The following is a 26,110-nucleotide window of genomic DNA, read 5'->3' as shown; positions in this document are numbered from 1 at the left end:
GCGGGCGGGCGTGCCCTCCCACCGCCCGCCCGCCGGGTCACGCCCAGGCCAGCACCGACTCCACTTCGAGGTCCAGCTCGGACACCGGGATGTGGCCGAACTGCTCCACCACGACCCGGTCGGCCCGCCGCCGCCACGTGCCGCGCACCTCGCCGTCCACCACGACGTGCGGCACCGGCACGCCGCCGCCGGTCTGCACGAGGGGCGCGTGCAGCGGGTCCAGGAGCAGGCCGCGGTCGGCGTAGCCGAGCAGGAACGTGTCGAACGGGCCGAGGAGGCGGACCGTGCCGTCGAGGTCGGCGGCGTCGGTGGCGGGCAGCTGCCAGCCGTGCTCGCCCTCCACCAGGTCGTCGAACGGGAACGCGGCCCGCGCCTCGGGCCCCGGCAGCCCGCTCCACGCGACGAAGTCCTCGACCGTCGCCGGACCGCAGGCGCGCAGGTAGCGCCGGACCAGCTCGACCACGCCGCGCGGCTCGTCGTCGGCGCGGGGGAGCGGTCGGTAGGTCGACCCGCCCAGGCAGAGCACGCCCTTGTTGGCGGCGTAGGCCAGCAGGTGCGCGGGCGCGGCGGGGTCGAGCACCACGCCGACCTCGGCGAGCCGGTCGACCACCTGCGACCTGGTCAGCGGCTCGGTCAGCACCTCGCGCAGCGCCGCCAGCGCCCGCTCGCACACCTCGTCGGTCAGGCCGAGGTCCAACCGCCGCCGGCGGGAGCGGGCGACGTTGACCGGTCCCAGCAGCGCCACCAGCCAGCCGGCGTCCTCGCGGCGCAGCAGGTGCACCGCGCCGCGCATGGCGCACGTGCGGACGACGTCGCCCGCGTCCAGCGCCGCGCTCAGGTCGGCGGGCACGACGCCGGTGGTGCGGGCGCGCACGGCCAGCCCGGCGGCGGCGAGGTCCTGCGCCTGCACGGCCAGCACGTCGCGCAGCAGCTCGGGCAGCGACCGGGCGGGTGTGGTCAGGCGCTGTGCCCTCATCCGCAGCGCCCTGGCCCGACCGGCGGTCACCTCGGCCCCGCGCCCGTCGAGCCGCGCACCACCAGCTCGGGCAGGAAGACGAACTCGGCGTGCGGTGCGGGCGTGCCGCCGATCTCCTCCAGCAGCGCGTTGACCGCGGCCTGCCCCATCGCCTCGACGGGCTGGCGCAACGTGGTCAGCGGCGGGTCGGCGAACACGATCAGCGGCGAGTCGTCGAACCCGACCACCGACACGTCCTGCGGCACGCCCAGCCCGCGCTGCCGGGCCGCCCGGATCGCCCCGAACGCCATCAGGTCGCTGCCGCAGATGATCGCCGTGCACCCCTTGTCCAGCAACGCCGCCGCCGCGGACTGCCCGCCCTCCACGGTGAACAGCGAGTGCTGCACCAGCGCCTCGGCCTGCTCGGCGGTGTAGGGGAGCGCGGTGCGCACGTGCTGCACGAAACCCTCGATCTTGCGCAGCACCGGCACGAACCGGCGCGGTCCGACGGCGAGGCCGATGCGCTCGTGCCCCAGCTCGACCAGGTGCGACACCGCGAGCCGCATGGCCGCGCGGTCGTCGGTGGACATGAACGGCGCGGAGACCTTCTCGGTGTAGCCGTTGATCATCACGAACGGGATGCCGCGCCCGGCGAGCTTGGTGTAGCGGCTCATGTCGGCGGTGGAGTCGGCGTGCAGGCCGGAGACGAACACGATGCCCGCCACGCCCCGGTCCACCAGCATCTCCGTCAGCTGGTCCTCGGTGGAGCCGCCCGGGGTCTGGGTGCACAGCAGCGGCGTGTAGCCCGCGCTGGTCAGCACCTGCTCCACGACCTGCGCGAGCGCCGGGAAGATCGGGTTGCCCAGCTCCGGGGTGATCAGCCCGATGAGCCCGGCGCTGCGCTGCCGCAGCCGGGCCGGTCGCTCGTAGCCGAGCAGGTCCATCGCGGCCACCACCGCCTGCCGGGTGGCCGCCGACACGCCCGCCTTGCCGTTGAAGACGCGGCTGACCGTCGCCTCGCTGACCCCGGCCTGCGCGGCGATGTCGCTCAACCGGGCCGTCACGCCCTCCATGTGGGTCCTCTCCGCAGCGCCGACAGCACTCGAAGGAAAGACCTTGCAAAGAGTTTCAGCAAGTCCTTGACGGTCACAGTCCGGGCGCGAGCCCCGCTGAACCGAGACAGCGGGCGGCCTGAGCGGCGCCGGCGGCCATCGCCGCGGCCGTGCCCGCGCCGGCGAGGTGGGCGACCAGGAAGCCGGAGAAGAAGGCGTCACCGGCGCCGTTGGTGTCCACGACCCGCTCGACCGGCGCGGCGGGCACGCGGTGGACGACCCCGTCGACCACGCCCACCGCGCCCTCGGCCCCGAGCGTCGCCACCGCGGGCTTGCCGAGCGACCCGAGGAACGCCAGCAGCGCGTCCTCGTCGGTGAAGGCGTCGTCGTTGAGGAACACGCGGTCGGCGGCCGTCACGAAGTCGCGGTGGAACTCCGCGACGCCGTCGTAGTCGTGCAGGTCGCACCACACCGGCACCCGGGCGTCGTGGGCGGCGGCCAGCAGGGGACGGGCGTGGTCGGCCAGGTCGACCACCGCCACGTCGGCCGCGGCCAGCGCCGCCAGGGCGCGCTCGTCGTGGACGGCCCGACGCAGCTCGGGCAGTTCGAGGTAGATCGACACCCGGCCGCCGTGCGGGTCCATCAGGTTGAGGTGCTGCTCGGTGGGGGTGTCGACCACCTCGGCGACCACGTCGACACCGGCCCGGTCGAGCACGGCCAGCACCGACCGCCCGGCCTCGTCGTCGCCGACCACGGTCCGCAGCGTGACCTCCGCGCCGAGCGAGGCGAGGTTCAACGCCTTGCCCGCCGACGTGCCGCCGACGTGCCGCCGACGGCCGTCCGGTGCCCGGTGGCGAACGCGGTGTGCGGCCGGTCCGGCGGGAGGCGGTCCAGCAGCACCAGCCGGTTCCACGACACCGGACCCGCGACGAACACCCTCGGCCTGCGCATGCGTCCATTGTGCGGGGTGATCAACAGCCCGGCGAGCGACGGGCCCGACCGCCTGCAAGTCTTGCCATCGTTACCTCTATAGCTTCAGTGTAGACTTAAAATAGCTCGCCGGGAGCGGCGGGTCACGACAAAGTTGCTTCATGCTCAAGTTACCGAGACGAGCCCTCGTCCCTCTCGCCGCCGCGACCACCCTGGGCGCACTGGTCCTGGTCGCCCCACCGGCCCTCGCCGCCGACATCGACGTGCCCTGCGACCCGAACGCCCTGGTCGGCGCGGTCGTCGCAGCCAACGCGTCCGGCCTGCCGGACACCCTGTCCCTCGCACCGGACTGCGTCTACACCCTCACCGCGCCGGCCTCGGCCAACGGCGAGGACGGGCTGCCCGCCATCGTCGGGAAGCTCACCGTCCACGGCAACGGCGCCACCCTCGCCCGCGCCGCGGGCGCGCCCCGGTTCCGGTTCATCTCCAACTGGGGTGACCTGGCCATCGACCACCTCACCTTCACCGGCGGCCACGCGCCGGACGGCGTCGGCGTCAACTCCTACGGGGAGGGCAACCCGGGCAAGTCCGGCGGCGCCATCCAGAACTGGGGTCCGCTGGCCATCGCCGACAGCGCGTTCACCGGCAACCGCGCCGGCGCGGGCGCGCCGGGCCCGAACGCCACCACGACCACCCGCGCGGGTCGCGGTGGGCTGGGCGGCTCCGGCGGCGCCATCTCCTCCTACAGCTCGGGGTCGATCCCGCTGACCATCACCGGCACCTCGATCGCCGACAACACCAGCGGGACCGGTGGTCGGGGTGGTGGCGGCGTCGCCGGGACGCCGGGCGCCCGGGGCGGCTCGGGTGGCTTCGGCGGCGGCGTCCACACGACCAGCGGCACCGCGCTGCGGATCACCGGCAGCAGCGTCACCGGCAACGTCGCCGCGGACGGCGCGCCGGGCGGCTCCGGCGGCGCCGAGGGTGGCGGGGGAGGGGACGGCGGCAGCGGCGGCACGGGCGGCGGAGTGGACGTGGGCGGTCGTGAGGGCCAGTCGCTGGCCCCCGTCATCACCGGCACGAAGATCGCGGGCAACCGGGCGGGCCGGGGTGGTGACGCCGGTGCTGCGGGTCCCGGCGGGTACGAGGGCTACGCGGGCTTCGGCGGTGGTGGCGGCGGGCTGGCCGTCTACGCCGAGGTGGTGACCGTCGACGGCGGGTGGATCACCGACAACTCGGCGGGCGGGCCCGGCGCGGGCGCCTACCCGTCGCCCGCCTCCGGCGGCGGCATCGACACCCTGCGGGCGCGCGTCGCGCTGGTCGGCGGGGCCGAGGTGACCGGCAACCGGCCGGACAACTGCTACTCCGTCGTCGACGTGCCCGGTTGCGTCAACGACGGGCTCACTGCCCGCGCCCCGCGCGCCGGTGACCGCGACCTCCGGGTCGAGGACCGCGCGCTCTCGATCATGGGGTAGCGGGACGCCGTCCCGGGCCCGGCCGGGGACTTCCGGTCGGGCCCGGGACGGCGGGTCGTCAGAACTCGACGTGCAGCGACTGCAACCGGCGGCCGAGCGGCGGCACGGGGGCGTGGTCGGGCACGTCGTAGGCGGGCCGGAGGTGGGGGAGCCGGGCGAGCAGGACGCGGAAGCACTCGTCGGCCTCGGTCCGGGCCAGGGCGGCGCCGAGGCAGTAGAACGCGCCGAGCCCGAACGCGGTGTGCCGGTTGGGTCGGCGGGTGATGTCGAACCGGTCGGGGTCGGCGAACACCTCGGGGTCGCGGTTGCCGGCCGAGATGGCCAGGTAGAACCGCTTGCCGGCGGGCAGGTCGAGGTCGCCGAGCCGGATCGGGGCGGTGCTCTCGCGGACGACCACGCTCGCCGGTCCGTCGCAGCGCAGCATCTCCTCGACGGCGGCGGGCGTGAGGTCGGGGTCGGCCCGGAGCCGGGCCAGCTCGTCGGGGTTGTCGAACAGCAGCGCGAGGCCGTTGACGATGAGCCCGGCGGTGGTCTCGTGGCCCGCGAACAGCAGCAGCACGCAGTTGGCCACGATCTCGTCCTCGGTGACCTGGCCTTCGCGCTCGGCGGCGACGAACATGCTGATCAGGTCGTCGCGCGGGTCGGCGCGGCGGGCCCGGACCAGGCCGCGCACGTAGTCCTGCATCTCCAGCACGCTGCGCTGGGACCGCCGCAGCCGGTCGATGTCGGCGAGCTGGAAGATGGCGACGATGTCGCGCGACCAGGCTTGGAGCTGTTCGCGGTCCTCGGTGGGCATGCCGAGCATCTCGGCGATCACGTTGGCGGGCAGCGGGTAGGCCAGGTCGGCGACGACGTCCATCCGGCCGCGGTCGGCCACGGCGTCGAGGAGTTCTTCGGTGAGCTGCCTGATCCTGGGGCGTAAGCCGTTGACCGTGGCGGGGGTGAAGTAGCGCTTGAGCAGCTGCTGGAACTTGACGTGGTCGGCCTCGACGGTGTGGCCCATCCAGAGGTGCATGGAGTCGCGCAGCGGGATCAGCTCGTCCTGCTCGGCCTGGCTGAACGCGGCGAGGCCCTGGGCCATGTTGGCGGGGGAGAGGCTGCGGTCCTTGAGCGCGGCGACGATGTCGGCGTTGCGGGTGAGCAGGTACGCGTCGAGCTGGGGGAGGAGGCTGATCGGGCTCTCGGCGCGGATGCGGTGCAGCAGCGGGATCGGGTCGGCCACCGCCTCGGGCGTGAACACGTCGTAGGACTTCAGGGCCAGGGCTTGGTCGGTCATGGCCGCCAGTCTGTCCCCGCGCGGTGGCGGGGCACCACGCTCGCCAGCGGAATGGCGTAGTCGAGCGGCCTTCGCACTTCATCTTTCTCTATAGCTTCAGTGTTGACCGAAATTAAACACGCAGCCCCGGTGCAGGGCGACAGCGAGGAAAAAGCAGCCGGGGAGCCCTGGCGCTGGGCTCCCCGGCCGGGTCAGCCCTGCTCGGACCACCAGCGGCGGCCCGCGTCGCCGAGGGTGGAGATCGGGTCGTAGTACGGGTGGCGGCGGTCGAGCGCTTCGGCGTCGTCCAGCTCGATGCCGGTGCGGTAGTTCTTGGTCCAGTAGGAGATGCCCAGCTCGCGGTCGTACTCGTGGAGCTGGTGGACCCAGCGCTTGCCGACGTAGGGGACGTCGCAGACGATGCGGGGGGTGGCGTAGCCGGGCAGGTAGCCCATGATCGCGTGCTGGAGTTCCTGCGCTTCCCAGACGGCGACGCGCCAGTGCTCGGCGTTGGGGATCATGTCGCACATGTAGAAGTAGTAGGGCAGGATGTTCGCCTCGCCCTGGAGGGCGAAGCAGAGGTCGAGCAGGTCGTCTGGGGTGGCGTTGACGCCCTTCATGAGCACGCCCTGGTTGCGGACGTCGCGGACGCCGATCTCCAGGGCGGTGCGGGCGGCTTCGGCGACGAGCGGCGTCACGGATTGCACGTGGTTGACGTGGGTGTGGATGGCGAGGTTGACGCCGCGGCGGCCGGCGGTGCGGGCGACGCGTTCGAGTCCTTCGACGACCTTGGGCTGGAGCCAGTGCTGGGGTAGTCCGGCGAGGGCCTTGGTGGCGAGGCGGACGTCGCGGACGGTGTCGATGTCGAGCAGTCGCATGAGGAACGACTCGAGTTGGGGCCAGGGGACGTTGGCGACGTCGCCGCCGGAGACGACGACGTCGCGGACGCCGGGTGTGCGCTTGAGGTAGTCGATCATCCGGTCTTGGCGGTCGACGGGTTTGAGGGCGAGCTTGTGCTTCTGGACCTGGGGGGTGGAGTTGCCGACGAGGTCCATGCGGGTGCAGTGGCCGCAGTACTGGGGGCAGGTGGAGACGAGTTCGGCGAGGACTTTGGTGGGGTAGCGGTGGGTGAGTCCTTCGACGACCCACATCTCGGCTTCGTGGAGGGAGTCGCGGGTGGAGTGGGGGTGGCTGGGCCAGTCGGGGTCGCGGTCGGAGTGGACGGGGAGCATGTAGCGGCGGATGGGGTCGGCGAAGAAGGCTTCGGTGAAGGTGTCGGGGTCGAGGGGGGCGTCGGGCGCCATGGTGTTGATCATCTGGGGTGGGATGAGCATGGACATGGTGGCCGAGTGCTGCTGGTCGGCTTCGAGTTGGTGGTAGAAGCGGTCGGTGAGCAGGTCGCCCATGAGGGTGCGGAGCTGCTTGGTGTTCTTGACGCAGTTGGCGCGTTGCCACTGGGCGTCGCGCCATTGGGCGTCGGTGACGTGGTGCCAGCCGGGGAGGCGGCGCCAGTCGGGTTCGACGAGTTCGCGGCGCACGTAGGTGTAGGGCTGGAGGTCAGCCCGGTGGGTGGTGGTGGCCTCGTGTAGCGCGGTCATCCGTGCTCCCTACCCTCGTGGTGGTGGAAGATATGTTGCCAGATGCCCTGTTGGACGTAAATATTTCGGCGGGGAGCGTTTGGGGTGGGTTGTGCGTTGGGTGGGGTATGCGCGTGTTGCTGGTTGTGCTGGTGGGTTTGGCCGTGGAGGTCACCGTCCTGGTGGCGGCGTTCGGGGCGTGGGGTCTGTTGCCGACCCTGGGTCTGCTGGTGCTGGGCGGGGTGGTGGGTTCGGTGTTGATGCGTCGTGAGGGTGCGCGGACGGTGGCGGCGTTCTCGGAGGCGGTGCGGTCGCGGCGGGCGCCGCACCAGGAGGTGGCGGACGGGGTGTTGATCGCGGTGGCGGGGTTGTTGATCGTGCTGCCGGGGTTCGTGAGCGATGTGGTGGGGTTGTCGTTGCTGGTCCCGCCGGTGCGGCGGGTGGTGAGCCGGCGGATGGCGCGGCGGGCGGAGGCGCGTGAGCGGGCGATGGCGTTGAACTTCCGGTACGGGCGGCCGCCGATGGCGGGTGGTGTGGTGGTGGACGGCGATGTGGTGGATGGCGGGGTGGTCGACGGCGGGGTTGTCGACGGTGGTGTGGCGGACGTGCGTCCGGAGTCGGGTCGGCGGCCCGAGTTGCCGTGAGCGGGCGCCGGTGGGGTGGCGTGTCGGTCGGGGGTGAGTTGGGTATGTGATGCGGCATGACCGTCATCGGTGTGCACGCTTCGCACGAGCAGGTTCATCCGTCCGCGCTGTTGGCCGCGGTGCAGCAGGCCGAGCGGGTCGGGTTCGACGCGGCGATGTGCTCGGACCACTTCTCGCCGTGGAGTGAGCGGCAGGGGGAGTCGGCGTTCGCGTGGTCGTGGTTGGGCGCGGCGCTGCAGTCGACGAGCTTGCCGTTCGGGGTGGTGAACGCGCCGGGGCAGCGGTACCACCCGGCGATCGTGGCGCAGGCGATCGGGACGTTGGGCGCGATGTACCCGGGTCGGTTCTGGGCGGCGTTGGGCAGTGGTGAGGCGAGCAACGAGCACATCACGGGTGGTGGGTGGCCGCGCAAGGACGTGCGGAACGCGCGGTTGCGCGAGTGCGTGGACGTGATCCGGGCGTTGTTGGCGGGTGAGGAGGTCAGTCACGACGGCTTGGTGACGGTGGACCGGGCGCGGTTGTGGACGAGGCCGGAGGTGGCGCCGTTGTTGGTGGGCGCGGCGGTGAGCGAGGAGACGGCGCGGTGGTGCGCGGAGTGGGCTGACGGGTTGATCACGGTGAACGCGCCGGTGGAGCGGTTGGAGCGGATCGCGGGGGCGTACCGGGATGCGGGGGGCCGGGGGAAGTTGCACTTGCAGGTGCACCTGAGCTGGGCGGAGTCGGAGGACGAGGCGCGGGAGTTGGCGCACCACCAGTGGCGGAGCAACGTGTTCCCGCCGCCGATCTGCTGGGACCTGGACACGGCGGAGCACTTCGACCTGGTGTCGCGGGACGTGGGTGTGGATCGGGTGGCGGAGGTGGTGAACGTGTCGTCGGACCTGGGGTGGCACGCGAAGGTGGTGCGGGAGTATGTGGACCTGGGGTTCGAGGAGGTGTACCTGCACCACGTGGGTCGGGAGCAGGAGCGGTTCCTGGACGCGTTCGGCGAGCGGGTGCTGCCGGAGGTGCGGTCGTGAGGTTGACCAGGACGGCGGACCTGTGGTGGAAGAACGCGGTGGTGTACTGCTTGGACGTGGAGACGTTCCACGATTCGGACGGTGATGGTCACGGTGATTTCCGGGGGTTGATCGACAAGATCGACCACTTGCACCGGTTGGGTGTGACGTGCTTGTGGTTGATGCCGTTCTTCCCGACGCCGGATCGTGATGACGGTTATGACATCACGGATTTCTACGGGGTGGACCCGCGGTTGGGGACGTTGGGCGATTTCGTGGAGTTCGTGCGGACGGCGCGGGACCGGGGGATGCGGGTGATCGCGGACCTGGTGGTGAACCACACGTCGGATCAGCACCCGTGGTTCCAGGCGGCGCGGGATCCGAAGAGCCCTTATCACGATTGGTACGTGTGGCGGGACGAGCCGCCGGCGGACGAGCACGAGGGTGTGGTGTTCCCGGACAAGGAGACGTCGCTGTGGACGTACGACCGGAAGGCGAAGCGGTACTACCTGCACCGGTTCTACCGGCACCAGCCTGATCTGAACGTGGCGAACCCGCGGGTGCGGGACGAGATCGCGCGGGTGATGGGTTTCTGGATGGAGTTGGGGCTGTCGGGGTTCCGGGTGGACGCGGTGCCGTTCCTGCTGGAGGCGCCGATCGAGGCGTTGCCGGATCCGCACGAGTACCTGGCGGATCTGCGGGCGTTCCTGTCGCGGCGCAACGGCGAGGCGGTGTTGTTGGGCGAGGTGAACCTGCCGTACACGGAGGCGATGGCGTTCTTCGGCGGTTCGGACAGCGTGGGCGACGAGTTGCACATGTGTTTCGACTTCGTCGGGATGCAGCAGATGTACTTGTCGTTGGCGCGGCAGCAGGCGAGTCCGTTGGCGCACGCGTTGAAGGAGCGCCCGGAGCCGCCGCGGGATTGTCATTGGGCGACGTTCGTGCGCAACCACGACGAGTTGACGTTGGACAAGTTGACGGTGCCGGAGCGGGAGGAGGTGTTCGCGGCTTTCGGTCCGGATGAGGACATGCAGTTGTACGGGCGGGGGTTGCGGCGGCGGTTGCCGTCGATGTTGGGGGGTGATCTGCGGCGGGTGAAGATGGTGTACAGCCTGTTGTTCTCGTTGCCGGGGACGCCGGTGTTGTTCTACGGCGAGGAGGTGGGGATGACGGAGGACCTGTCGTTGGAGGGCCGGTTGGCGGTGCGGACGCCGATGTGGTGGGACGCGGTGGCGGAGCAGCGGCGGGATCCGGGGTCGTTGTTGGGGTGGGCGCGGTTGTTGGTGGAGCGCTACCGGGAGTGCCCGGAGTTGGCGTGGGGCGAGTTCGAGGTGATCGACTCGGCGGATCCGGCGGTGTTGGCGCACCGGTGCTCGATCGACGGCGGGACGGTGGTGGCGGTGCACAACCTGGCCGATCGGGACGCGTCGGTGGAGGTGCCGAAGGTGGAGGGTGTGCTGACGGACCTGTTGGTGGACGGGACGGTGAAGCCGGGGAAGGACGGGACGGCGGTGGTGGAGCTGGGTCCTTACGGGGTCCGCTGGTTCCGGCAGGTCGCTGCGTCCTGACCTGGTGACCGCGCGTCGGGGCCCGCCGGGTGGTGTCACCCCGGCGGGCCCCGACGCGTGTGGTCAGGTGAGGCGGTAGCCGTGGGCGGGTCGGTTGGCCATGCCGTAGCGGGGTTGGACCTCGGCCTTGCCGGTGGTGACGAGGTGTTCGAGGTAGCGGCGGGCGCTGACGCGGGAGAGGCCGGCGCGGTCGCCGACCTCCTGGGCGGACAGGTCGTGGTCGGTGGTGCGCAGGGCGTCGACGACGAGTTTGAGGGTGACGGGGGACAGGCCCTTGGGCAGGGCGAGGCGGGGTCGGTGTTGCAGGAGCTGGTCGACTTCGTCCTGGTCGAGCCAGGGGCCGAGGCGTTGGACCTCGGTGCGGCGGGCGAGGTATTCGCGCATGCGGTCGAGGAACGCGGTGCGGGTGAAGGGTTTGACGAGGTAGTGGTCGACGCCGCGGGACATGGCCTGGCGGACGGTCTCGCGTTCGCGGGCGGCGGTGACGGCGATGACGTCGACGGGTGGTCCGGGGCGGGCGCGCAGGCGGGCGAGGACTTCGAGGCCGGGGATGTCGGGCAGGTGGATGTCGAGCAGGACGAGGTCGGGGCGCAGGGTGTCGACGGCGCGCAGGGCTTCGCCGCCGCCGTGGGCTTCGCCGACGACGGTGAAGTCGGGCAGGGTGTCGAGGAAGCCGCGGTGGACGGCGGCGACGGCGAAGTCGTCGTCGACGACGAGGGTGCGGACGGTCATCGGGCGGCCTCCGGGAGCCAGACGTCGAAGGAGGCGCCGCCGAGTTCGGAGTGGGTGACGCGGACCCGGCCGCTGCGGCGGGTGACGACGCGGGAGACGAGGGCGAGGCCGATGCCGCGGCCGTGGGCGCCTTCGGGTGCTTTGGTGCTGACGCCGAGGGTGAAGACGCGTCCGCGTTGGGCGGGTTCGACGCCGGGTCCGTCGTCGTCGACGACGAGGCGGACGCCGGTGGTGTCGGAGCGGACGAGGACGCGGACGGTGCCGCCGGGGTCGACGGCGTCGACGGCGTTGTCCACGAGGTTGCCCAGGACGGTGAGGGCGTCGTCGCCGGTGCGGGTGTCGATGGTGGTGGCGGGGTCCAGGCGCAGGGCGACGCCGCGTTCGTGGGCGGTGGAGGACTTGGCCAGCAGGAGCGCGGCGAGGGCGGGGTCGGTCATGGCGCCGCCGATGATGTCGGAGGTGGGGGAGCCCGCGCCGCCGACGCGTTCGATGTAGGCGACGGCGTCGTCGCGGCGGTCGAGTTCGACCAGGCCGCTGATGACGTGGAGGTGGTTGGTGAACTCGTGGGCCTGGGCGCGGAGGACTTCGGTGACGGTGCGCTGGCCGTCGAGGGCGCGCAGGGCGTCGTGGAGTTCGGTGCGGTCGCGGAGGGTGAGGACGACGCCGACGGGGCGGCCGTGGGTCTTGGCGGTCATGCGGTTGGCGACCAGGACGCGTTCGCCGGCCAGGACGAGGCGGTCGGCGACGTCGTCGTGGGTGCGGGCGAGGTCGAGCAGGCCGCCGTCCTCCAGGACGTGGGCGGCGGGTTTGCCGGTGGGGTCGTCGGTGAGGTCGAGCAGGCGCAGCGCCTCGTCGTTGACCAGGACGAGGCGTTCGTGCTGGTCGACGGCGACGACGCCTTCGCGGATGCCGTGGAGCATGGCGTCGCGGGTTTCGAGGAGGTGGGCGATCTCGTCGGGTTCGAGGCGGAAGGTGCGCTTGCGGACCAGGTGGGTGACGAGGGTGGCGCCGAGGACGCCGACGAGGGCGGCGGCGGCGAGCCAGCCGATGAGTTCGGGGAGGTCTTCGGCGAGGTCGGCGGCGAGGGCGCTTTCGAGGATGCCGACGGAGGCCATGCCGATGATGTCGCCGGTGGTGGCGCGGATGGGGACCTTGGCGCGCAGGGAGGTGCCGAGGGTGCCGGTCTCGGTGCCGACGAAGACGCGGCCGGACAGGGCGGTGGTGGGGTCGGTGGAGACCTTCTCGCCGATGCGGGCGGGGTCGGGGTGGGCGTAGCGGACGCCGTGGAGGTCGGTGACGACGACGTAGGTGACGCCGGAGGCTTTGCGGAGCAGTTCGGCGAGGGGCTGGATGGTGTCGGCGGGGGCGGGGGAGGTGAAGGCGTCGATGACGGTGGGCAGGCGGGCGACGCTCTCGGCGACGGAGAGCATGCGGTCCTTGTAGGCCTCGCGGATGCGGTCGCTCTGGAGCTTGGCGGCGAGGAGGCCGGCCGCGCAGGTGGTGGCGAGCACGATGAGCACCTGCAGGACGAGCAGGGTGACACCGAGGGGGACCGAGCGGCGGCGCATGTCGGGCATTCTGGCCCACGGTGTGTGAGCCGGGCCACGACCTAAACGACCAATACGGCCCTTACGACCTTTGCCCCCTGGTGGGGGGCGGGTGCTCCTAGCGTTCCCGGCCACCGGGGCGACGGCGTCGCGGTGGTGAAGGTGGAGGAACGGCGATGGCAGGACAGCGCACCCGACTTCTCGCGGTGGTGGCCGCCGCGGGCCTGGTGCTCGCGGGCTGTGGCGGCGCCGGCGGCGCGGCCGGTGACGTGGGCCGGTTGGAGATCATGGCGCCGGCGGACCCGGGCGGTGGCTGGGACCAGACGGCGCGGGCGATGCAGGCGGCGATCGGCGGCGCGGGGCTGGCGGACTCGGTGCAGGTCAGCAACGTGGGCGGGGCCGGGGGGACGGTCGGGCTGCAGAAGTTGGCCAACGAGCGCTCGGAGAGCTACCTGATGGTCACCGGGCTGGTGATGGTGGGCGCGGTGGAGACCAACGGGGTGGACAAGCGGTTGGAGGACACGACGCCGATCGCGCGGTTGACCGCGGAGGACGAGGTGGTCGTGGTGCCCGCCGACTCGCCCTACCAGACGATCGAGCAGCTGCTGGCGGCGGTGGAGGAGAAGGGCCAGGGGGTGACGATCACCGGCGGGTCCTCCGGCGGGACGGACCACGTCCTGGCGGGGATGCTGCTGCGGGCGAAGGGCATCGACCCGGCGAAGCTGAACTACGTGGCCTACTCCGGGGGCGGCGAGTCGTTGGCGGCGCTGCTGGGCGGGAAGGTCGACGCGGGGATCTCCGGGGTCGGCGAGTACCTGGAGCAGATCAAGGCGGGCAAGCTGCGGGCGCTGGGCACGTCGGGGCCGGAGGAGCACCCGGAGTTGAAGGCGCCGACGTTCACGAGCCTGGGCACCGGGGTGGAGCTGATCAACTGGCGCGGGGTGGTGGCGCCGGGGTCGATCCCGGTGGCGGCGAAGGACCGGCTGGTGAAGCTGGTCACCGACATGCACGCCAGCCCGCAGTGGCAGGAGGAGCTGAAGAAGAAGGGCTGGACCGACACGTTCCAGACCGGGCACGAGTTCTCCACGTTCCTGACCGTGGAGATCGGCCGGATCAAGCCGGTGCTGCAGGAGATCGGCCTGGTGCCGTGACCGTCCCGGCCGGAACGGACCCGGCCCCGACACCCACACCCGGGTCGGGGTCGGCGAAGGTCGAGGAGTGCGTCTTCGCGGGCCTGGTCGTGGCGCTGGGCGTGTTCACCCTGGTCGACGCCACCACCATCGGCGCCCGCGGGCCGCTGGGGGCGCTCGGGCCCCGCGCGTTCCCGTACGCGGTGGGCGCGTTGCTGATCGTGACGGGCGTGGCCGCGATCGTGGCCACCGCCCGCGGCCGGCTGGGCGCGGTGGAGGACTCCGAGGACGTCGACACCGGGGTGCGCACCGACTGGCCGACGGTGGCGAAGCTGGTCGCGGTGCTGGTGGCGCACCTGGTGCTGATCGACCCGGTGGGCTGGCCGCCCGCCGCGGTGGTGCTGTTCGCCGGCGCGGCGTGGACGTTGGGCGCGGTGTGGTGGAAGGCGCTGGGCGTCGCGGTGGTGCTGGCGCTGGTGGCGCAGGCGGTGTTCGCGTCCGGGTTGGGCCTGTCGCTGCCGGCGGGCGTGTTCGAGGGGGTGCCGTTGCTCGATGGGTAGCCTCACCGCCCTGCTGGAGGGCTTCGCGACCGCCGTGCAGCCCGAGTACCTGCTCTACGCCCTGCTGGGCGTCACCCTCGGCACCGCCGTGGGCGTGCTGCCGGGCATCGGCCCGGCGATGACGGTGGCGCTGCTGCTGCCGCTGACCTACTCGCTGCCGCCCACCGCCGCGTTGATCATCTTCGCGGGCATCTACTACGGCGGCATGTACGGCGGGTCGACCACGTCGATCCTGCTCAACACACCCGGCGAGTCGTCGTCGGTGGTCACGGCGCTGGAGGGCAACCGGATGGCCCGCGCCGGGCGTGGCGCGGCGGCGCTGGCGACGGCGGCGATCGGGTCGTTCGTGGCGGGCACCATCGCCACGATCCTGCTCACCGCGCTGGCGCCGACGATCGCCGGGCTGGCGGTGACGCTGGGCCCGGCGGACTACGTGGCGCTGATGGTGGTGGCGTTCACGACCGTGGCCGCGCTGCTGGGCGCGTCCCCGGTGCGGGGGTTGGCGTCGCTGGGCCTGGGCCTGTTCGTCGGGTTGGTCGGCGCCGACACGCTGACCGGGCAGCAGCGGTTCACCCTGGGCGTGCCGACGCTGTCGGACGGGGTGGACGTGGTGGTGGTCGCGGTCGGGGTGTTCGCCGTGGGCGAGGCGCTGCACGTGGCGTCGCGGATGCGGCACGGCCCGGTGCGGGTGGCGCCGGTGGACGGCAGGTGGATGACCGGCGAGTTCTGGCGGCGGTCGTGGAAGCCGTGGCTGCGCGGCACGGCGATCGGGTTCCCGATCGGCACCATCCCCGCCGGCGGGGCCGACGTGTCGACGTTCCTGTCCTACGCGGCGGAGAAGAAGCTGTCCCGGCGGCCCGAGGAGTTCGGGAAGGGCGCGATCGAGGGCGTGGCCGGTCCGGAGGCGGCCAACAACGCGGCCGCGGCCGGGGTGCTGGTGCCGCTGCTGACGCTGGGGTTGCCGACGACGGCGACCGCGGCGGTGATCGTGGCCGCGTTCCAGAGCTACGGCATCCAGCCGGGTCCGCTGCTGTTCACCGACGACGCGGCCATGGTGTGGGCGCTGATCGCGTCGCTGTACATCGGCAACGTGATGCTGCTGGTGCTGAACCTGCCGCTGGCGCGGCTGTGGGTGAAGGTGCTGCGCATCCCGCGGCCCTACCTGTACGCGGGGATCCTGCTGTTCGCGGCGCTGGGCACCTACGCGGTGAACTTCGTGGTGGACGACCTGGTGGTGCTGCTGGTCGTCGGGCTGGTCGGGTTCTTCATGCGCCGCCACGGCTACCCGGTGGCGCCGCTGGTCGTCGGGCTGGTCCTGGGTCCGATGGCGGAGGAGCAGGTGCGGCGCACCCTGCAGATCGGGGAGGGGGACCCGGCGTCGCTGGTCGCCAGCCCGTTCGCCGCGGTCGCCTACGCGGTGCTGGCGCTCGCGCTGGTCGCCGCCGTCACGCTGCGGGTGCGGCGCCGCCGCGCCACAGTGGCACCGGACCCGTGACGTCCGCCGCCGTGCGCACCGAGGGGCTGCGCACGGCGGCGACACACCCGGACCACCCGCCCAGACCACCCGCCCCCGGCTGATCCGTCGCTGTCGAAAGTCCTGCCTTCGGCCACCCGGACCGTGCGCCCTTGCGGAATCTCGCCACTTCACGTGAAGATATCCGCGTCCCGGCCCTGTCGACCGAAGGATTTCCATGACTTCGCCGTACGGTCTGCACCGCGTCCTGGAACCCGTCGGGGTGCTGCCGCAGCAGGCCCGGCGACTGGACGCCACCCCCGTGTGCGGGCCCGACGAGGTCCTGGTCGACGTCGACCGCCTCAACCTCGACGCCGCCTCCTACCGGCAGCTGCGCGAGCGGCACGGCGTCGACGGCGTCCGGCAGGCCGTGCTCGACATCGTCGCCGACCGCGGCAAGATGCAGAACCCCGTCACCGGCTCCGGCGGCATGCTGCTGGGCTCCGTGCGCGCCGTCGGCCCCGACTCGCCCCTCGGGCTGCGCGTCGGCGACCGGATCGCCACCCTGGTCTCGCTCACCCTCACCCCGCTGCGCCTCACCGACGGCCTGGCCCGCTGGGACGGCACGGGCGAACAGGTCCCCTGCGAGGGCACCGCCGTGCTGTTCGGCCGCTCCATCGCCGCCGTGCTGCCCGACGACCTGCCCGAGGAACTGGCCCTGTCCGTCCTGGACGTGTGCGGCGCGCCCGCCCTCACCGACCGCGTCGTGCGCCGCCGCACCGCCCCGTCGGTCCTGGTCCTGGGCGGCGGCGGCAAGTCCGGGTCGCTGTCGCTGGCCGCCGCCCGCCGCGCCGGCGCGTCCCACCTGACCGCCCTGGTCCCCACCGACGCCGAAGCCGCCGCCGTGCGCGGCACCGGCCTGGCCGACACCGTCGTCGTCGCCGACGCCCGCGACCCCGTCGCCGTCTCCCGCGCCGTCGGGGGACGGGCCGACGTGACCGTGGTGTGCGTGGACGTGCCCGGCTGCGAGCACGGCGCGATCCTGGCCACCGCCGACGGCGGCGTCGTCGTGTTCTTCTCCATGGCCACCTCCTTCCCCGCCGCCGCGCTGGGCGCCGAGGGCCTGGCCGCCGACGTCGAGATGATCGTCGGCAACGGCTACGTGCCCGGCCACGCCGCGTTCGCCCTGGACCTGCTGCGCGCCGAACCTGCCGTGCGGGCCCTGTTCGAGCACCGGCAGACTCACCGGGCGTGACCACAGTGAACGGCGGCCCGACGCTCCTGCTCGTGGGCGGGCGCATCCACTCCCCGACCTCCCCCGACGCCACCGCCATGGCCGTCGCCGACGGCACCGTGGTGTGGCTGGGCCAGGACCCCGTCGGCCGCGCCCTGCACCCCGACGCGCGGGTCGTGGACCTGGACGGCGCGTTCGTCGCGCCCGCCTTCGTCGACGCCCACGTGCACGCCACCTCCGCCGGGCTGCAGCTCACCGGCCTGGACCTCACCGGCTGCCGCAGCGCCGCCGACCTGCTCGACGCCGTGCGCGCCGCCGAGGGACCCCTGGTCTGGGGCCACGGCTGGGACGAGACCCGCTGGCCCGACGACCGGCCGCCCACCCGCGCCGAACTCGACGCCGCCGCCGGCGGCGCCGCCGTCTACCTCTCCCGCGTCGACGTGCACTCCGCCCTGGTCTCCACCGCCCTGCTCGACCTCGCGCCCGCCGCCCGCCACGCCGACGGCTGGTCGCCCGACGGGCCGCTCACCCGCGCCGCCCACCACCACGCCCGCGGCGCCGCCAAGGACGCCCTGCCCGCCGACCGGCGCCGCGCCGCGCAACGCGCGTTCCTCGCCCACGCCGCCTCCCGCGGCATCGCCTCCGTGCACGAGTGCGCCGGACCCGACATCTCCGGCCGCGACGACCTGGCCGACCTGCTGGCCACCGACCTGCTCGACGTCGTCGCCTACTGGGGCGCCACCGAACCGGTCGACCTGCCCGTGCACGGCCTGGCCGGCGACCTGTTCGTCGACGGCGCCCTGGGCTCCCATACCGCCGCCCTCACCGCCCCCTACGCCGACGCCGACACCTCCGGCGCCCTCTACCTCGACGCCGACGCCGTCGCCCACCACCTCGTCACCTGCACCGAAGCCGGTCTGCAAGGCGGGTTCCACGTCATCGGCGACGCCGCCGTCGCCGCCGTCGTCGACGGCTTCCACCGGGCCGCCGCCGTCGTCGGCGCGCCCGCCCTCGCCGCCCGCCGCCACCGCCTCGAACACCTGGAGATGGTCACCCCAGACCAGGCCGCCGCCCTGGCCTCCTACGGCGTCGTCGCCTCCGTCCAACCCCTGTTCGACCACGAGTGGGGCGGACCCGACGGCATGTACGCCCGCCGCCTCGGCGCCGCCCGCGGCGCCGCGCTCAACCCGTTCTCCCGCCTCGCCGCCGCCGGCGTCATCCTCGCCCTGGGCAGCGACGCCCCCGTCACCGCCGTCGACCCCTGGGCCGCGATCAGGGCCGCCGTGCACCACCGCACCGACGGCTCCGGCATCTCCCCGCGCGCCGCGTTCAACGCCCACACCCGCGGCGGCTGGCGCGCCGCCGGCGTCGACGACGGCCTCACCGGCACCCTGCAACCCGGCGCGCCCGCCACCTACGCCGTCTGGGACGCGGGCGACCTCGAGGTCGCCGCCCCCGACACCCGCGTGCAGCGCTGGTCCACCGACCCCCGCTCCCGCGTCCCCGCCCTGCCCTCCCTCACCGGACCCGCGCCCACCTGCCTGCGCACCGTCCTGCGCGGCCGCACCATCCACGACACCACCACCTGACCGGCCCCTCCCGCCCCCGGCCACGCCGGGGGCGGGAAGAACAAGGAGTGACCCATGGCGCTGCTCGACCTCGACCCGCGGGTCGTCGCCGCGGCACGCGACCTCGCCGCCCGCGCCGCCGCGCCGGTCGTGGCCCTGGCCAAGGCCCACACCACGGTGTCCGTCGAGCGCGCCACCCTCCGCCTGGCCGGCATCACCGGTGCCGACTCCACCCACCGCGCCGGCGACGTGCCGTGGGTCAACCGCGTCGTGGACACCGTCCGCGAGCACTGCGGCCTCGACCACGGCGTCGCCCTGCCCGTCTTCCACGCCCTGCGCGAACACGACCTGCCCACCCTCACCGACCTCGCCGAGGCCACCGCCGCCGGCCACGTCCGCTACACCCTGCCCGAGGGCCGCGCCCGCGACCGGGCCCGCAAGGCCGCCACCGCCGCCGTCACCCGCGGCCTGCGCACCGTCGACCGCAACCGCGCCCACCGCGACAAGCTCGTCGCCAGGCTCGGCGACCCGCCCCGACGACCCTGGATCTACCTCATCGTCGCCACCGGCGACATCGACGAGGACGTCGTGCAGGCCCGCAACGCCGCCCGCGCCGGCGCCGACGTCATCGCCGTCATCCGCTCCACCGGCCAGTCCCTGCTGGACTACGTGCCCGAAGGAGCCACCCACCACGGCTTCGCCGGCACCTACGCCACCCAGGAGAACTTCCGCATCATGCGCGCCGCCCTGGACGAGGTGTCCAAGGAGGTCGGCCGCTACGTGCGGCTGACCAACTACGCCTCCGGGCTGTGCATGCCCGAGATCGCCGTCCTGGCCGGCCTGCAACGCCTCGACATGATGCTCAACGACTCCATGTACGGCATCCTGTTCCGCGACATCAACCCCGTGCGCACCTTCGTCGACCAGCGGTTCTCCCGCCAGGTCCACGCCCGCGCCGGCATCGTCATCAACACCGGCGAGGACAACTATCTCACCACCGCCGACGCCGTCGACGCCGCCCACACCGTCACCGTCTCCCAACTGCTCAACGAGCACTTCGCCCACGAAGCCGGCCTGCCCGACCACCTGCTGGGCCTCGGCCACGCCTTCGAGATCGACCCCAAGGTCCCCGAGTCGTTCCGCCTCGAACTCGCCCACGCCCTGCTGGCCCGCGAACTGTTCCCCGACGCGCCGCTGAAGTGGATGCCCCCCACCAAGCACATGACCGGCGACGTGTTCCACGGCTACCTGCTCGACGGGTTCTTCAACCTCGCCGGCCTGCTCACCGGCCAGTCCATCCTGCTCGTCGGCATGATGACCGAAGCCGTCGTCACCCCGTTCCTGTCCGACCGCGACCTCGCCCTGGCCAACGTCCGCTACGTCCTGGACGCCGCCGGGGGACTGCGCGAGGACTTCCGGCCCGCCCCCGACGGCCTCATCGTCACCCGCGCCCACCGGGTCCTCGCCGACGCCGTCGACCTGCTGCGCCGCATCGCCGAGGACGGCCTGCTGCCCGCCATCGCCGACGGCACCTTCGGCCTGATGAAACGCCCCGCCGACGGCGGCCGCGGCGCCGACGGCGTCATCGCCAAGGCCGACGACTACCACAACCCCGCGACGGACCTGCTGGAGGCGCACCCGTGACCCGCCACGTCCGCCCCTACGGCGACACCACCGGCGACGGCATGGTGCAGACCTCCTTCACCCTGCCCGTCCCCGCCGGACCCCGCGCCGACGGCGCCGCCCGCCAACTCGCCAACCGCATGGGCATCGACCCCGCCATGGTCGTGCACTCCCACCCCATCGGCGACGACTTCACCTTCTTCGTCGTCTACGGCTCCGTGCGCCACGTCGTCGACCTCGACGACGTCCACGTCGTCGAGCGCGACTACCCCCTGCTCCCGCCCGCCGACGTCAACGCCGCCGTCAAACGGCTCCTGCGCCGCAAGCTCGTCGTCGTCGGCGCCTGCATCGGCACCGACGCCCACACCGTCGGCATCGACGCCATCCTCAACATCAAGGGCTTCGCCGGCGAGAAGGGCCTGGAGTACTACCGCGAGCTCACCGTCGTCAACCTCGGCGCCCAGGTCTCCGTCCCCGACCTCGTCCGCCGCGCCCGCGCCGAGAAAGCCGACGCCGTCCTGGTCTCCCAGGTCGTCACCCAGCGCGACGCCCACCTGCTCAACACCCGCGAGCTGTCCGCCGCGTTCCGCGAGGCCATGGGGGAGCGGCGGCCCCTGCTCATCGCCGGCGGACCCCGCTTCGACCCCCTCATGGCCGCCGACCTCGGCGTCGACCGCGTCTTCGGCCGCGGCACCACCCCCGGCGAAGTCGCCAGCTACCTCGTCCACGCCGTGCGGACCCAGAAGGAGCACACCCCGTGAACCCGCCCACCGTCGGCCTCACCGTCACCCACCGCCGCTACGTGCCCCACTCCCACGCCCACTACGGCGGCGCCCTCGTCGACGGCGCCTACGGCCTGGGCCTGTTCGGCGACGTCGCCACCGAACTGCTCATCCGCACCGACGCCGACGAAGGGCTCTTCGCCGGCTACCGCGACGTCGAGTTCCTCGCGCCCGTCCACGCCGGCGACGTCATCGAGGCCACCGCCACCCTCGTCCGCGTCGGCAACCGCTCCCGCGACCTCGACTTCGAAGCCCGCGTCGTCTGCCGCTCCGCACCCCACCGCGGCCCGTCGGCCGCCGACGTCCTCGACCCGCCCCTGGTCGTCACCCGCGCCCGCGGCACCGTCGTCGCACCCAAGCGCTGACCCCGGGTCACCGGTCCCACGCGCCCGGCTCCGCGCACGCGTCCACCAGGTTCACCCGGAACCGCTGGCGCAACTCGCCCGCCAACTCCGCCGGATCCACCCCGAACCCCTCCACCACCCGCACCGACGCCGGCGTCGACCCCACCCGCGTCGCGTCCGCCAGGTCGAACCGGCCCTCCTCCCGCAACCGCGCCGTCACCCGGTCGTGGTTCGCGGACTTCGTGCGCTCGTCCCGCACCTCCCGCACCCGGCCGTCCCGCCGCAACTCCGCCGCCACCCGCCGCATCTCCCCGTCGGTGTCGAACAACACCGACAACACCGTGCAGTACGGCGCCGGCGCCCCCGCCACCCGCCGCTGCGCCCCCGACAGCACCGCCAGCAACGACACGCCCACCACCAACGCCAAGGCCACGGTCAACGGCAGCGGTCTGCGGAGCACACCCACCACCCTGCCACGGTCCGTCGCAGGTCCGCGACCCGGAGTCACCCCACCCGGCGCTGCCGCCGGCGCCGCCCGCTCTGCCACTATCGGGCACGTGATCAGCCTCGACCCCGCCTCCACCGTGCCGCCCTACGAACAGGTCCGCTCCCAGCTCGCCCGCCGCATCACCGACCGCGACCTGCCCGTCGGCGCCCGGCTGCCCACCGTCCGCGCCCTCGCCGCCGACCTCGGCCTCGCCGTCAACACCGTCGCCCGCGCCTACCGCGAACTCGAGGAAGCCGGCCTCATCGAAACCCGCGGCCGCGCCGGCACCGTCGTCAGCGCCGCCGGCCAACGCGGCCGCGAACGCGTCCTGCGCGCCGCCCACACCTACGCCGCCACCGCCCGCGACCAGGGACTCACCGCCGACGAAGCCCTCGACATCGTCCGCGCCGCCCTCACCGACACACCCTGACCCGCCACGGTCGCGCCGCGTCGGCGGGCGCACGGGTCACGCCGTAGGGTGACCGCCGTGGCGACCGAACACGCCGGCACCGGCGACCCCGCCCGCACCCTCGCCGTGCTGTGGCGCACCACCGGCCGCGCCGCCCGCAAGGACCTCGACGTCGACCGCATCGTCACCGCCGCCGTCGACCTCGCCGACACCGAAGGGCTCGCCGCGGTGTCCATGCGCCGCGTCGCCGACAAGCTCGGCGTCGGCGCCATGTCCCTCTACACCCACGTCCCCGGCAAGGCCGAACTGCTCGACGCCATGGTCGACGCCGTCCACGCCGGCACACCGCGCCCCGACGACGTGCCCGGCGGGTGGCGCGGCCGGCTCGCCCGCATCGCCCGCGACAACTGGGACCTGCACCTGCGCCACCCCTGGCTGCTCCAGGTCGCCACCCACCGCGCCGTCCTCGGACCCCACGTCGTGGCCAAGTACGACTACGAGCTGCGCGCCGTCGACGGCATCGGCCTCACCGACCCGGAGATGGACTCGGTCCTGCAGCTCGTCCTGGCCCACGCCCGCGAAGCCGCCCGCGCCACCGTCGACGCCACCCACCTGCGCCGCCACACCGGCCTGACCGACCAGCAGTGGTGGCAGGCCGCCGCCCCGTTCCTGGCCCGCGTCCTGGACCCCGCCCGCTATCCCACCGCCGCCCGCGTCGGGGCCGCCGCGGGACAGACCCACGCGGCGGCCCACGACGGCGAGCACGCGTTCGCCTTCGGCCTGGAACGCGTCCTGGACGGCATCCAGGCCCTCGTCGCGACCCGTCAGTAGGGGCGCTTGGGCATCATCACCCACAACGCCAGGTAGAGCAGGAACTGCGGCCCCGGCAACAGGCAGGACACCACGAACGCCAGCCGCACCGTGCCCGGCCGCCACCCGTACCGGGCCGCCAACCCCGCGCACACACCGGCGATCACCTTCTGGTTCTGAGGCCTGGTCAACGTGGTCATGACTCCACCCTCCCCGCACCCGCGTCCCCCCACATCGGTGGGAACCCTGATTTCCTACCCCCACCACCACCCCGCCAACCCCAGGGCAACCCGACACCGCCCCACACGTCCACCCCCGACCGGCTCGTGGCCGGAGGCGACCCCACCGACGCCGTCGCGTCCGCAGCACCGGGTAAGAGCCGCGCCCCGACCACGCCGAACGCCTCGCCGTCGAGACCCACGCGGTGACCCGCGCCCGCCGCTACCTCGAAGCCCGGGGCTTCACCGTCGGCGACGTCGGCGCGGCCGAGTCCTACGAGCCCGGGGTCCCGACCCGGCGAACACCCGCGCACCACCGCCGGGTGCCGGCGGCGCGGGTCGGCGGTCGGGTCGGGACCCCGAGCTCGTAGGCTGGCCGAGTGGTCGCTGCCCCCGTGACGCCGGACCCGCCGGCCGCCGACACCCCGCCCTCCCGCCGCCGGGACGTGCGCGGCACGTTGCTGCGGGTGGCGCTGGCCGCCGCGGGCGGCGGGGCGGTGTTCCTCAGCTTCCCGCCGCGCACCACCTGGTGGTTGGCGCCGCTCGGGTTCGCGGTGCTCGGCGTCCTGCTGCACGGCCGGCGCGCCCGCGCCGGGTTCGGCCTCGGCCTGGTGTGGGGGCTGGCGTTCATGGCGCCGCTGCTGCGCTGGACCGGCGAGTTCGTCGGCCTCGTCGCCTGGCTGCCCCTGGCGCTGCTGTGCGCGACCCTCGTCGCCGTCGGCACGGCGGCCATGGCCGCGGTGTCCCGGCTGCCCGCCGCGCCCCTGTGGATGGCGCTGGTGTGGGTCGCCGACGAGGCCCTGCGCTCCGTGGTCCCCTTCGGCGGGTTCCCCTGGGGCAAGATCGCCTTCGGCCAGCCCGAGGGCTGGTACCTGCCGCTGGCCTCGGTCGGCGGGGCGCCGCTGGTCGGGTTCGCCGTCGCGCTGACCGGTTTCGGCCTGGCCCACCTCGGCCGCCGCCGGTGGCTCGGCGCGGCCGCCGTCGTCCTGCCCGTCGCCGCGGGCCTGGCCGCCGGCGCGCTCGTGCACACCGACCCCGACCAGGGCACCGCCACCGTCGCCGCGGTCCAGGGCAACGTGCCCCGCGCCGGCCTGGACTTCAACTCCCAGCGCCGCGCCGTGCTCGACAACCACGTCGCCCGCACCCTGCAACTGGCCCGCGACGTCGACGCCGGCCGCGCGCCCCGACCCGACCTGGTCATCTGGCCGGAGAACTCCTCCGACATCGACCCCTTCCGCAACGCCGACGCCGCCGCCCGCATCCGCGAGGCCACCGAGGCCATCGCCGCGCCCGTCGCGGTCGGCGCCGTCGTCATCGACCCCGCCGACAACCTGCCCCGCAACACCGTCGTGCTCTACGAGCCCGGCGCCGGCGCCACCGACACCTACACCAAGCGGCAGCTGCAGCCCTTCGGCGAGACCATGCCCTACCGCGACTTCTTCCGGCTGTTCACCGACACCGTCGACCGCGCGGGCGACTTCCAACCCGGCGCCGACCCCCGGGGCTTCACCATGGGCCCCGCCCTGGTCGCCCTGGACACCTGCTACGAGGTCGCGTTCGACGGCGTGGTCCGCGACTCCGTCACCGCCGGCGCGAACCTCATCGCCATCCCCACCAACAACGCCACCTTCGGCTACACCGAGATGACCTACCAGCAGCTGGCGATGTCGCGCGTCCGCGCCGTCGAGCACGGCAAGGCCGTGGTGGTCGCCGCCACCAGCGGGGTCAGCGCGATCGTGCTACCGGACGGGACCGTCACGCAGCGGACCGGCATGTTCACCCCCGACGCGCTGGTGGCCACGGTGCCGCTGCGCGGGGAGGCTACGCTGGCAACCCGCCTCGGCGCATGGCCCGAGTGGGTGATGACCGCCCTGGGCCTGATGGCCGTGGCGTTCGGCTTGACCACGACACGACGACGATCGCGTCCGACCCCTGGTGCGGGTGTCGGCGAGGAGGAAACGGATGGCGGACCAGCAGGCGCAGCCTGACCGCGAGCTCGGGCCGGTGCTGGTGGTGATCCCGACCTACAACGAGCGGGACAACATCGGGAAGATCGTGCGGCGGCTGCACACCGCGCTGCCCGGGGTGCACGCCCTCGTGGTGGACGATGGCAGCCCCGACGGCACAGGACAGCTGGCCGACGGGATGGCCGCCGAGGACGACCGCGTGCACGTGCTGCACCGCACCGAGAAGGCGGGCCTGGGCGCCGCCTACATCGCCGGGTTCGGCTGGGGCATGGAACGCGGCTACGAGGTGCTGGTGGAGATGGACGCCGACGGCTCCCACGCCCCCGAGGACCTGCCCCGCATGCTCGACGCCCTGCGCGACGCGGACCTGGTCATCGGCTCCCGCTACGTGCCCGGCGGCACCGTGGTCAACTGGCCCAAGAAGCGCGAGATCCTGTCCCGCGGCGCCAACCTGTACTCGCGGCTCGCGCTGGGCGCCTCGGTCAAGGACATCACCGCGGGCTTCCGCGCCTACCGCACCGACGTGCTGCGCAACCTCAGGCTCGACAACGTCGCCTCGGCTGGCTACTGCTTCCAGATCGACCTCGGCTGGCGCACCATCGAACTGGGCTACCGCGTCGTCGAGGTGCCCATCACGTTCACCGAGCGTGAGATCGGCGTGTCCAAGATGAGCGGCGACATCGTCCGCGAGGCGCTGATCCGGGTGACCAAGTGGGGCCTGCGCCGCCGCGGCACCCAACTGCGCGACCTGTTCGCGCCCAAGGCCAAGGCGCCCGCCAAGCGCTGACCCCGCGCACG

Annotated in this window: 27 protein-coding genes; 17 read left to right on the top strand and 10 right to left on the bottom strand. The window is 73.3% G+C overall.

Going from position 1 to position 26,110, the window contains the following annotated elements; genetic code table 11:
* Window positions 1-37: 37 nt before the first annotated feature.
* The 4 genes from AB0F89_RS26235 to AB0F89_RS26220 form a co-directional block, all read right to left on the bottom strand.
* Window positions 38-976 (bottom strand): winged helix DNA-binding domain-containing protein, encoded by a 939-nt coding sequence (locus AB0F89_RS26235; RefSeq protein ID WP_367128260.1) that lies wholly within the window; start codon window positions 974-976, stop codon window positions 38-40.
* A 26-nt stretch (window positions 977-1,002) separates the two neighbouring features.
* Complete coding sequence (locus AB0F89_RS26230; protein WP_367128259.1) at window positions 1,003-2,028, bottom strand: LacI family DNA-binding transcriptional regulator; 1,026 nt, start codon at window positions 2,026-2,028, stop codon at window positions 1,003-1,005.
* A gap of 73 nt (window positions 2,029-2,101) precedes the next feature.
* Window positions 2,102-2,803 carry a carbohydrate kinase family protein gene (locus AB0F89_RS26225; protein WP_367128258.1) on the bottom strand — a complete coding sequence of 234 codons (702 nt, stop codon included), beginning with the start codon at window positions 2,801-2,803 and terminating at the stop codon, window positions 2,102-2,104.
* The gene (locus AB0F89_RS26220; RefSeq protein ID WP_367128257.1) at window positions 2,800-2,958 is read right to left on the bottom strand and encodes a hypothetical protein; all 159 of its coding nucleotides are present in this window, start codon (window positions 2,956-2,958) and stop codon (window positions 2,800-2,802) included. Before AB0F89_RS26220 ends, AB0F89_RS26225 begins: the two co-directional genes overlap by 4 nt.
* Window positions 2,959-3,098: 140 nt before the next feature.
* Between AB0F89_RS26220 and AB0F89_RS26215 the strand changes: the two genes are divergently transcribed.
* Window positions 3,099-4,409 carry a hypothetical protein gene (locus AB0F89_RS26215; RefSeq protein WP_367128256.1) on the top strand — a complete coding sequence of 437 codons (1,311 nt, stop codon included), beginning with the start codon at window positions 3,099-3,101 and terminating at the stop codon, window positions 4,407-4,409.
* 58 nt (window positions 4,410-4,467) lie between these two features.
* On the opposite strand, the gene AB0F89_RS26210 is transcribed toward AB0F89_RS26215, so the two are convergent.
* Together AB0F89_RS26210 and AB0F89_RS26205 are read right to left on the bottom strand one after the other, a co-directional pair.
* Window positions 4,468-5,685 carry a cytochrome P450 gene (locus AB0F89_RS26210; protein ID WP_367128255.1) on the bottom strand — a complete coding sequence of 406 codons (1,218 nt, stop codon included), beginning with the start codon at window positions 5,683-5,685 and terminating at the stop codon, window positions 4,468-4,470.
* Between the two features lie 191 nt (window positions 5,686-5,876).
* Complete coding sequence (locus AB0F89_RS26205) at window positions 5,877-7,262, bottom strand: KamA family radical SAM protein (protein ID WP_367128254.1); 1,386 nt, start codon at window positions 7,260-7,262, stop codon at window positions 5,877-5,879.
* 107 nt (window positions 7,263-7,369) lie between these two features.
* Here AB0F89_RS26205 and AB0F89_RS26200 point away from each other — a divergent pair, with 107 nt between their 5' ends.
* The 3 genes from AB0F89_RS26200 to AB0F89_RS26190 are packed head-to-tail and all read left to right on the top strand — an operon-like array spanning window position 7,370 to window position 10,448.
* Window positions 7,370-7,885 (top strand): FxsA family protein, encoded by a 516-nt coding sequence (locus AB0F89_RS26200; RefSeq protein ID WP_367128253.1) that lies wholly within the window; start codon window positions 7,370-7,372, stop codon window positions 7,883-7,885.
* Between the two features lie 56 nt (window positions 7,886-7,941).
* Window positions 7,942-8,901: a TIGR03885 family FMN-dependent LLM class oxidoreductase gene (locus AB0F89_RS26195; protein WP_367128252.1), complete on the top strand. Its 960-nt coding sequence runs from the start codon at window positions 7,942-7,944 to the stop codon at window positions 8,899-8,901.
* Entirely contained in the window at window positions 8,898-10,448 is a 1,551-nt protein-coding gene (locus AB0F89_RS26190; RefSeq protein WP_367128251.1) for an alpha-amylase family protein, read from the top strand. Before AB0F89_RS26195 ends, AB0F89_RS26190 begins: the two co-directional genes overlap by 4 nt.
* 63 nt (window positions 10,449-10,511) lie before the next feature.
* Here the strand turns inward: AB0F89_RS26190 and AB0F89_RS26185 are convergent, their stop codons facing one another.
* Together AB0F89_RS26185 and AB0F89_RS26180 are read right to left on the bottom strand one after the other, a co-directional pair.
* The gene (locus tag AB0F89_RS26185; RefSeq protein ID WP_367128250.1) at window positions 10,512-11,180 is read right to left on the bottom strand and encodes a response regulator; all 669 of its coding nucleotides are present in this window, start codon (window positions 11,178-11,180) and stop codon (window positions 10,512-10,514) included.
* A complete protein-coding gene (locus AB0F89_RS26180; protein WP_367128249.1) occupies window positions 11,177-12,757 on the bottom strand; it encodes an ATP-binding protein in 1,581 nt (526 codons plus the stop codon). The genes AB0F89_RS26185 and AB0F89_RS26180 overlap by 4 nt, the downstream gene beginning before the upstream one ends.
* 146 nt (window positions 12,758-12,903) lie before the next feature.
* Between AB0F89_RS26180 and AB0F89_RS26175 the strand changes: the two genes are divergently transcribed.
* The 8 genes from AB0F89_RS26175 to AB0F89_RS26140 all read left to right on the top strand — a co-directional run bounded on the left by AB0F89_RS26175 (window position 12,904) and on the right by AB0F89_RS26140 (window position 21,442).
* The gene (locus AB0F89_RS26175) at window positions 12,904-13,878 is read left to right on the top strand and encodes a Bug family tripartite tricarboxylate transporter substrate binding protein (protein WP_367128248.1); all 975 of its coding nucleotides are present in this window, start codon (window positions 12,904-12,906) and stop codon (window positions 13,876-13,878) included.
* Window positions 13,875-14,417 carry a tripartite tricarboxylate transporter TctB family protein gene (locus tag AB0F89_RS26170; RefSeq protein ID WP_367128247.1) on the top strand — a complete coding sequence of 181 codons (543 nt, stop codon included), beginning with the start codon at window positions 13,875-13,877 and terminating at the stop codon, window positions 14,415-14,417. The genes AB0F89_RS26175 and AB0F89_RS26170 overlap by 4 nt, the downstream gene beginning before the upstream one ends.
* On the top strand, window positions 14,410-15,912 hold the full coding sequence (locus AB0F89_RS26165) for a tripartite tricarboxylate transporter permease (protein ID WP_367128246.1): 1,503 nt from the start codon (window positions 14,410-14,412) through the stop codon (window positions 15,910-15,912). Before AB0F89_RS26170 ends, AB0F89_RS26165 begins: the two co-directional genes overlap by 8 nt.
* Before the next feature lie 196 nt (window positions 15,913-16,108).
* Window positions 16,109-17,125, top strand: coding sequence for an L-erythro-3,5-diaminohexanoate dehydrogenase (locus tag AB0F89_RS26160; RefSeq protein WP_367128245.1), 1,017 nt, complete (start codon window positions 16,109-16,111; stop codon window positions 17,123-17,125).
* Window positions 17,122-18,693 carry an amidohydrolase gene (locus AB0F89_RS26155; RefSeq protein ID WP_367128244.1) on the top strand — a complete coding sequence of 524 codons (1,572 nt, stop codon included), beginning with the start codon at window positions 17,122-17,124 and terminating at the stop codon, window positions 18,691-18,693. Before AB0F89_RS26160 ends, AB0F89_RS26155 begins: the two co-directional genes overlap by 4 nt.
* Before the next feature lie 54 nt (window positions 18,694-18,747).
* Window positions 18,748-20,316 carry a lysine 5,6-aminomutase subunit alpha gene (locus AB0F89_RS26150; protein WP_367128243.1) on the top strand — a complete coding sequence of 523 codons (1,569 nt, stop codon included), beginning with the start codon at window positions 18,748-18,750 and terminating at the stop codon, window positions 20,314-20,316.
* Window positions 20,313-21,056 (top strand): OAM dimerization domain-containing protein, encoded by a 744-nt coding sequence (locus tag AB0F89_RS26145; RefSeq protein ID WP_367128242.1) that lies wholly within the window; start codon window positions 20,313-20,315, stop codon window positions 21,054-21,056. The genes AB0F89_RS26150 and AB0F89_RS26145 overlap by 4 nt, the downstream gene beginning before the upstream one ends.
* On the top strand, window positions 21,053-21,442 hold the full coding sequence (locus tag AB0F89_RS26140; protein ID WP_367128241.1) for a hotdog domain-containing protein: 390 nt from the start codon (window positions 21,053-21,055) through the stop codon (window positions 21,440-21,442). The genes AB0F89_RS26145 and AB0F89_RS26140 overlap by 4 nt, the downstream gene beginning before the upstream one ends.
* 7 nt (window positions 21,443-21,449) lie before the next feature.
* On the opposite strand, the gene AB0F89_RS26135 is transcribed toward AB0F89_RS26140, so the two are convergent.
* Window positions 21,450-21,881, bottom strand: coding sequence for a hypothetical protein (locus AB0F89_RS26135; protein WP_367128240.1), 432 nt, complete (start codon window positions 21,879-21,881; stop codon window positions 21,450-21,452).
* A gap of 97 nt (window positions 21,882-21,978) precedes the next feature.
* Between AB0F89_RS26135 and AB0F89_RS26130 the strand changes: the two genes are divergently transcribed.
* Both AB0F89_RS26130 and AB0F89_RS26125 read left to right on the top strand, forming a co-directional pair.
* A complete protein-coding gene (locus AB0F89_RS26130; RefSeq protein ID WP_367128239.1) occupies window positions 21,979-22,338 on the top strand; it encodes a GntR family transcriptional regulator in 360 nt (119 codons plus the stop codon).
* 57 nt (window positions 22,339-22,395) lie between these two features.
* Complete coding sequence (locus AB0F89_RS26125; RefSeq protein WP_367128238.1) at window positions 22,396-23,148, top strand: TetR/AcrR family transcriptional regulator; 753 nt, start codon at window positions 22,396-22,398, stop codon at window positions 23,146-23,148.
* Here the strand turns inward: AB0F89_RS26125 and AB0F89_RS26120 are convergent.
* Window positions 23,142-23,327 carry a PspC domain-containing protein gene (locus AB0F89_RS26120; protein WP_367128237.1) on the bottom strand — a complete coding sequence of 62 codons (186 nt, stop codon included), beginning with the start codon at window positions 23,325-23,327 and terminating at the stop codon, window positions 23,142-23,144. The genes AB0F89_RS26125 and AB0F89_RS26120 overlap by 7 nt on opposite strands.
* A 224-nt stretch (window positions 23,328-23,551) precedes the next feature.
* Between AB0F89_RS26120 and AB0F89_RS26115 the strand changes: the two genes are divergently transcribed.
* From AB0F89_RS26115 to AB0F89_RS26105, 3 genes are read left to right on the top strand one after another with little or no spacing between them, the layout of a single operon-like run.
* On the top strand, window positions 23,552-23,716 hold the full coding sequence (locus AB0F89_RS26115; RefSeq protein ID WP_367128236.1) for a hypothetical protein: 165 nt from the start codon (window positions 23,552-23,554) through the stop codon (window positions 23,714-23,716).
* A gap of 9 nt (window positions 23,717-23,725) precedes the next feature.
* Complete coding sequence (lnt, locus tag AB0F89_RS26110; protein ID WP_367128235.1) at window positions 23,726-25,333, top strand: apolipoprotein N-acyltransferase; 1,608 nt, start codon at window positions 23,726-23,728, stop codon at window positions 25,331-25,333.
* The gene (locus AB0F89_RS26105) at window positions 25,308-26,099 is read left to right on the top strand and encodes a polyprenol monophosphomannose synthase (RefSeq protein WP_367128234.1); all 792 of its coding nucleotides are present in this window, start codon (window positions 25,308-25,310) and stop codon (window positions 26,097-26,099) included. The genes lnt and AB0F89_RS26105 overlap by 26 nt, the downstream gene beginning before the upstream one ends.
* The last annotated feature ends 11 nt before the right edge of the window (window positions 26,100-26,110 follow it).

This window comes from Saccharothrix sp. HUAS TT1, assembly GCF_040744945.1.
GTDB lineage: Bacteria > Actinomycetota > Actinomycetes > Mycobacteriales > Pseudonocardiaceae > Actinosynnema.
Note: the sequence above shows the minus strand (reverse complement) of the source record. Positions and strands in the feature narration are given on the sequence as shown.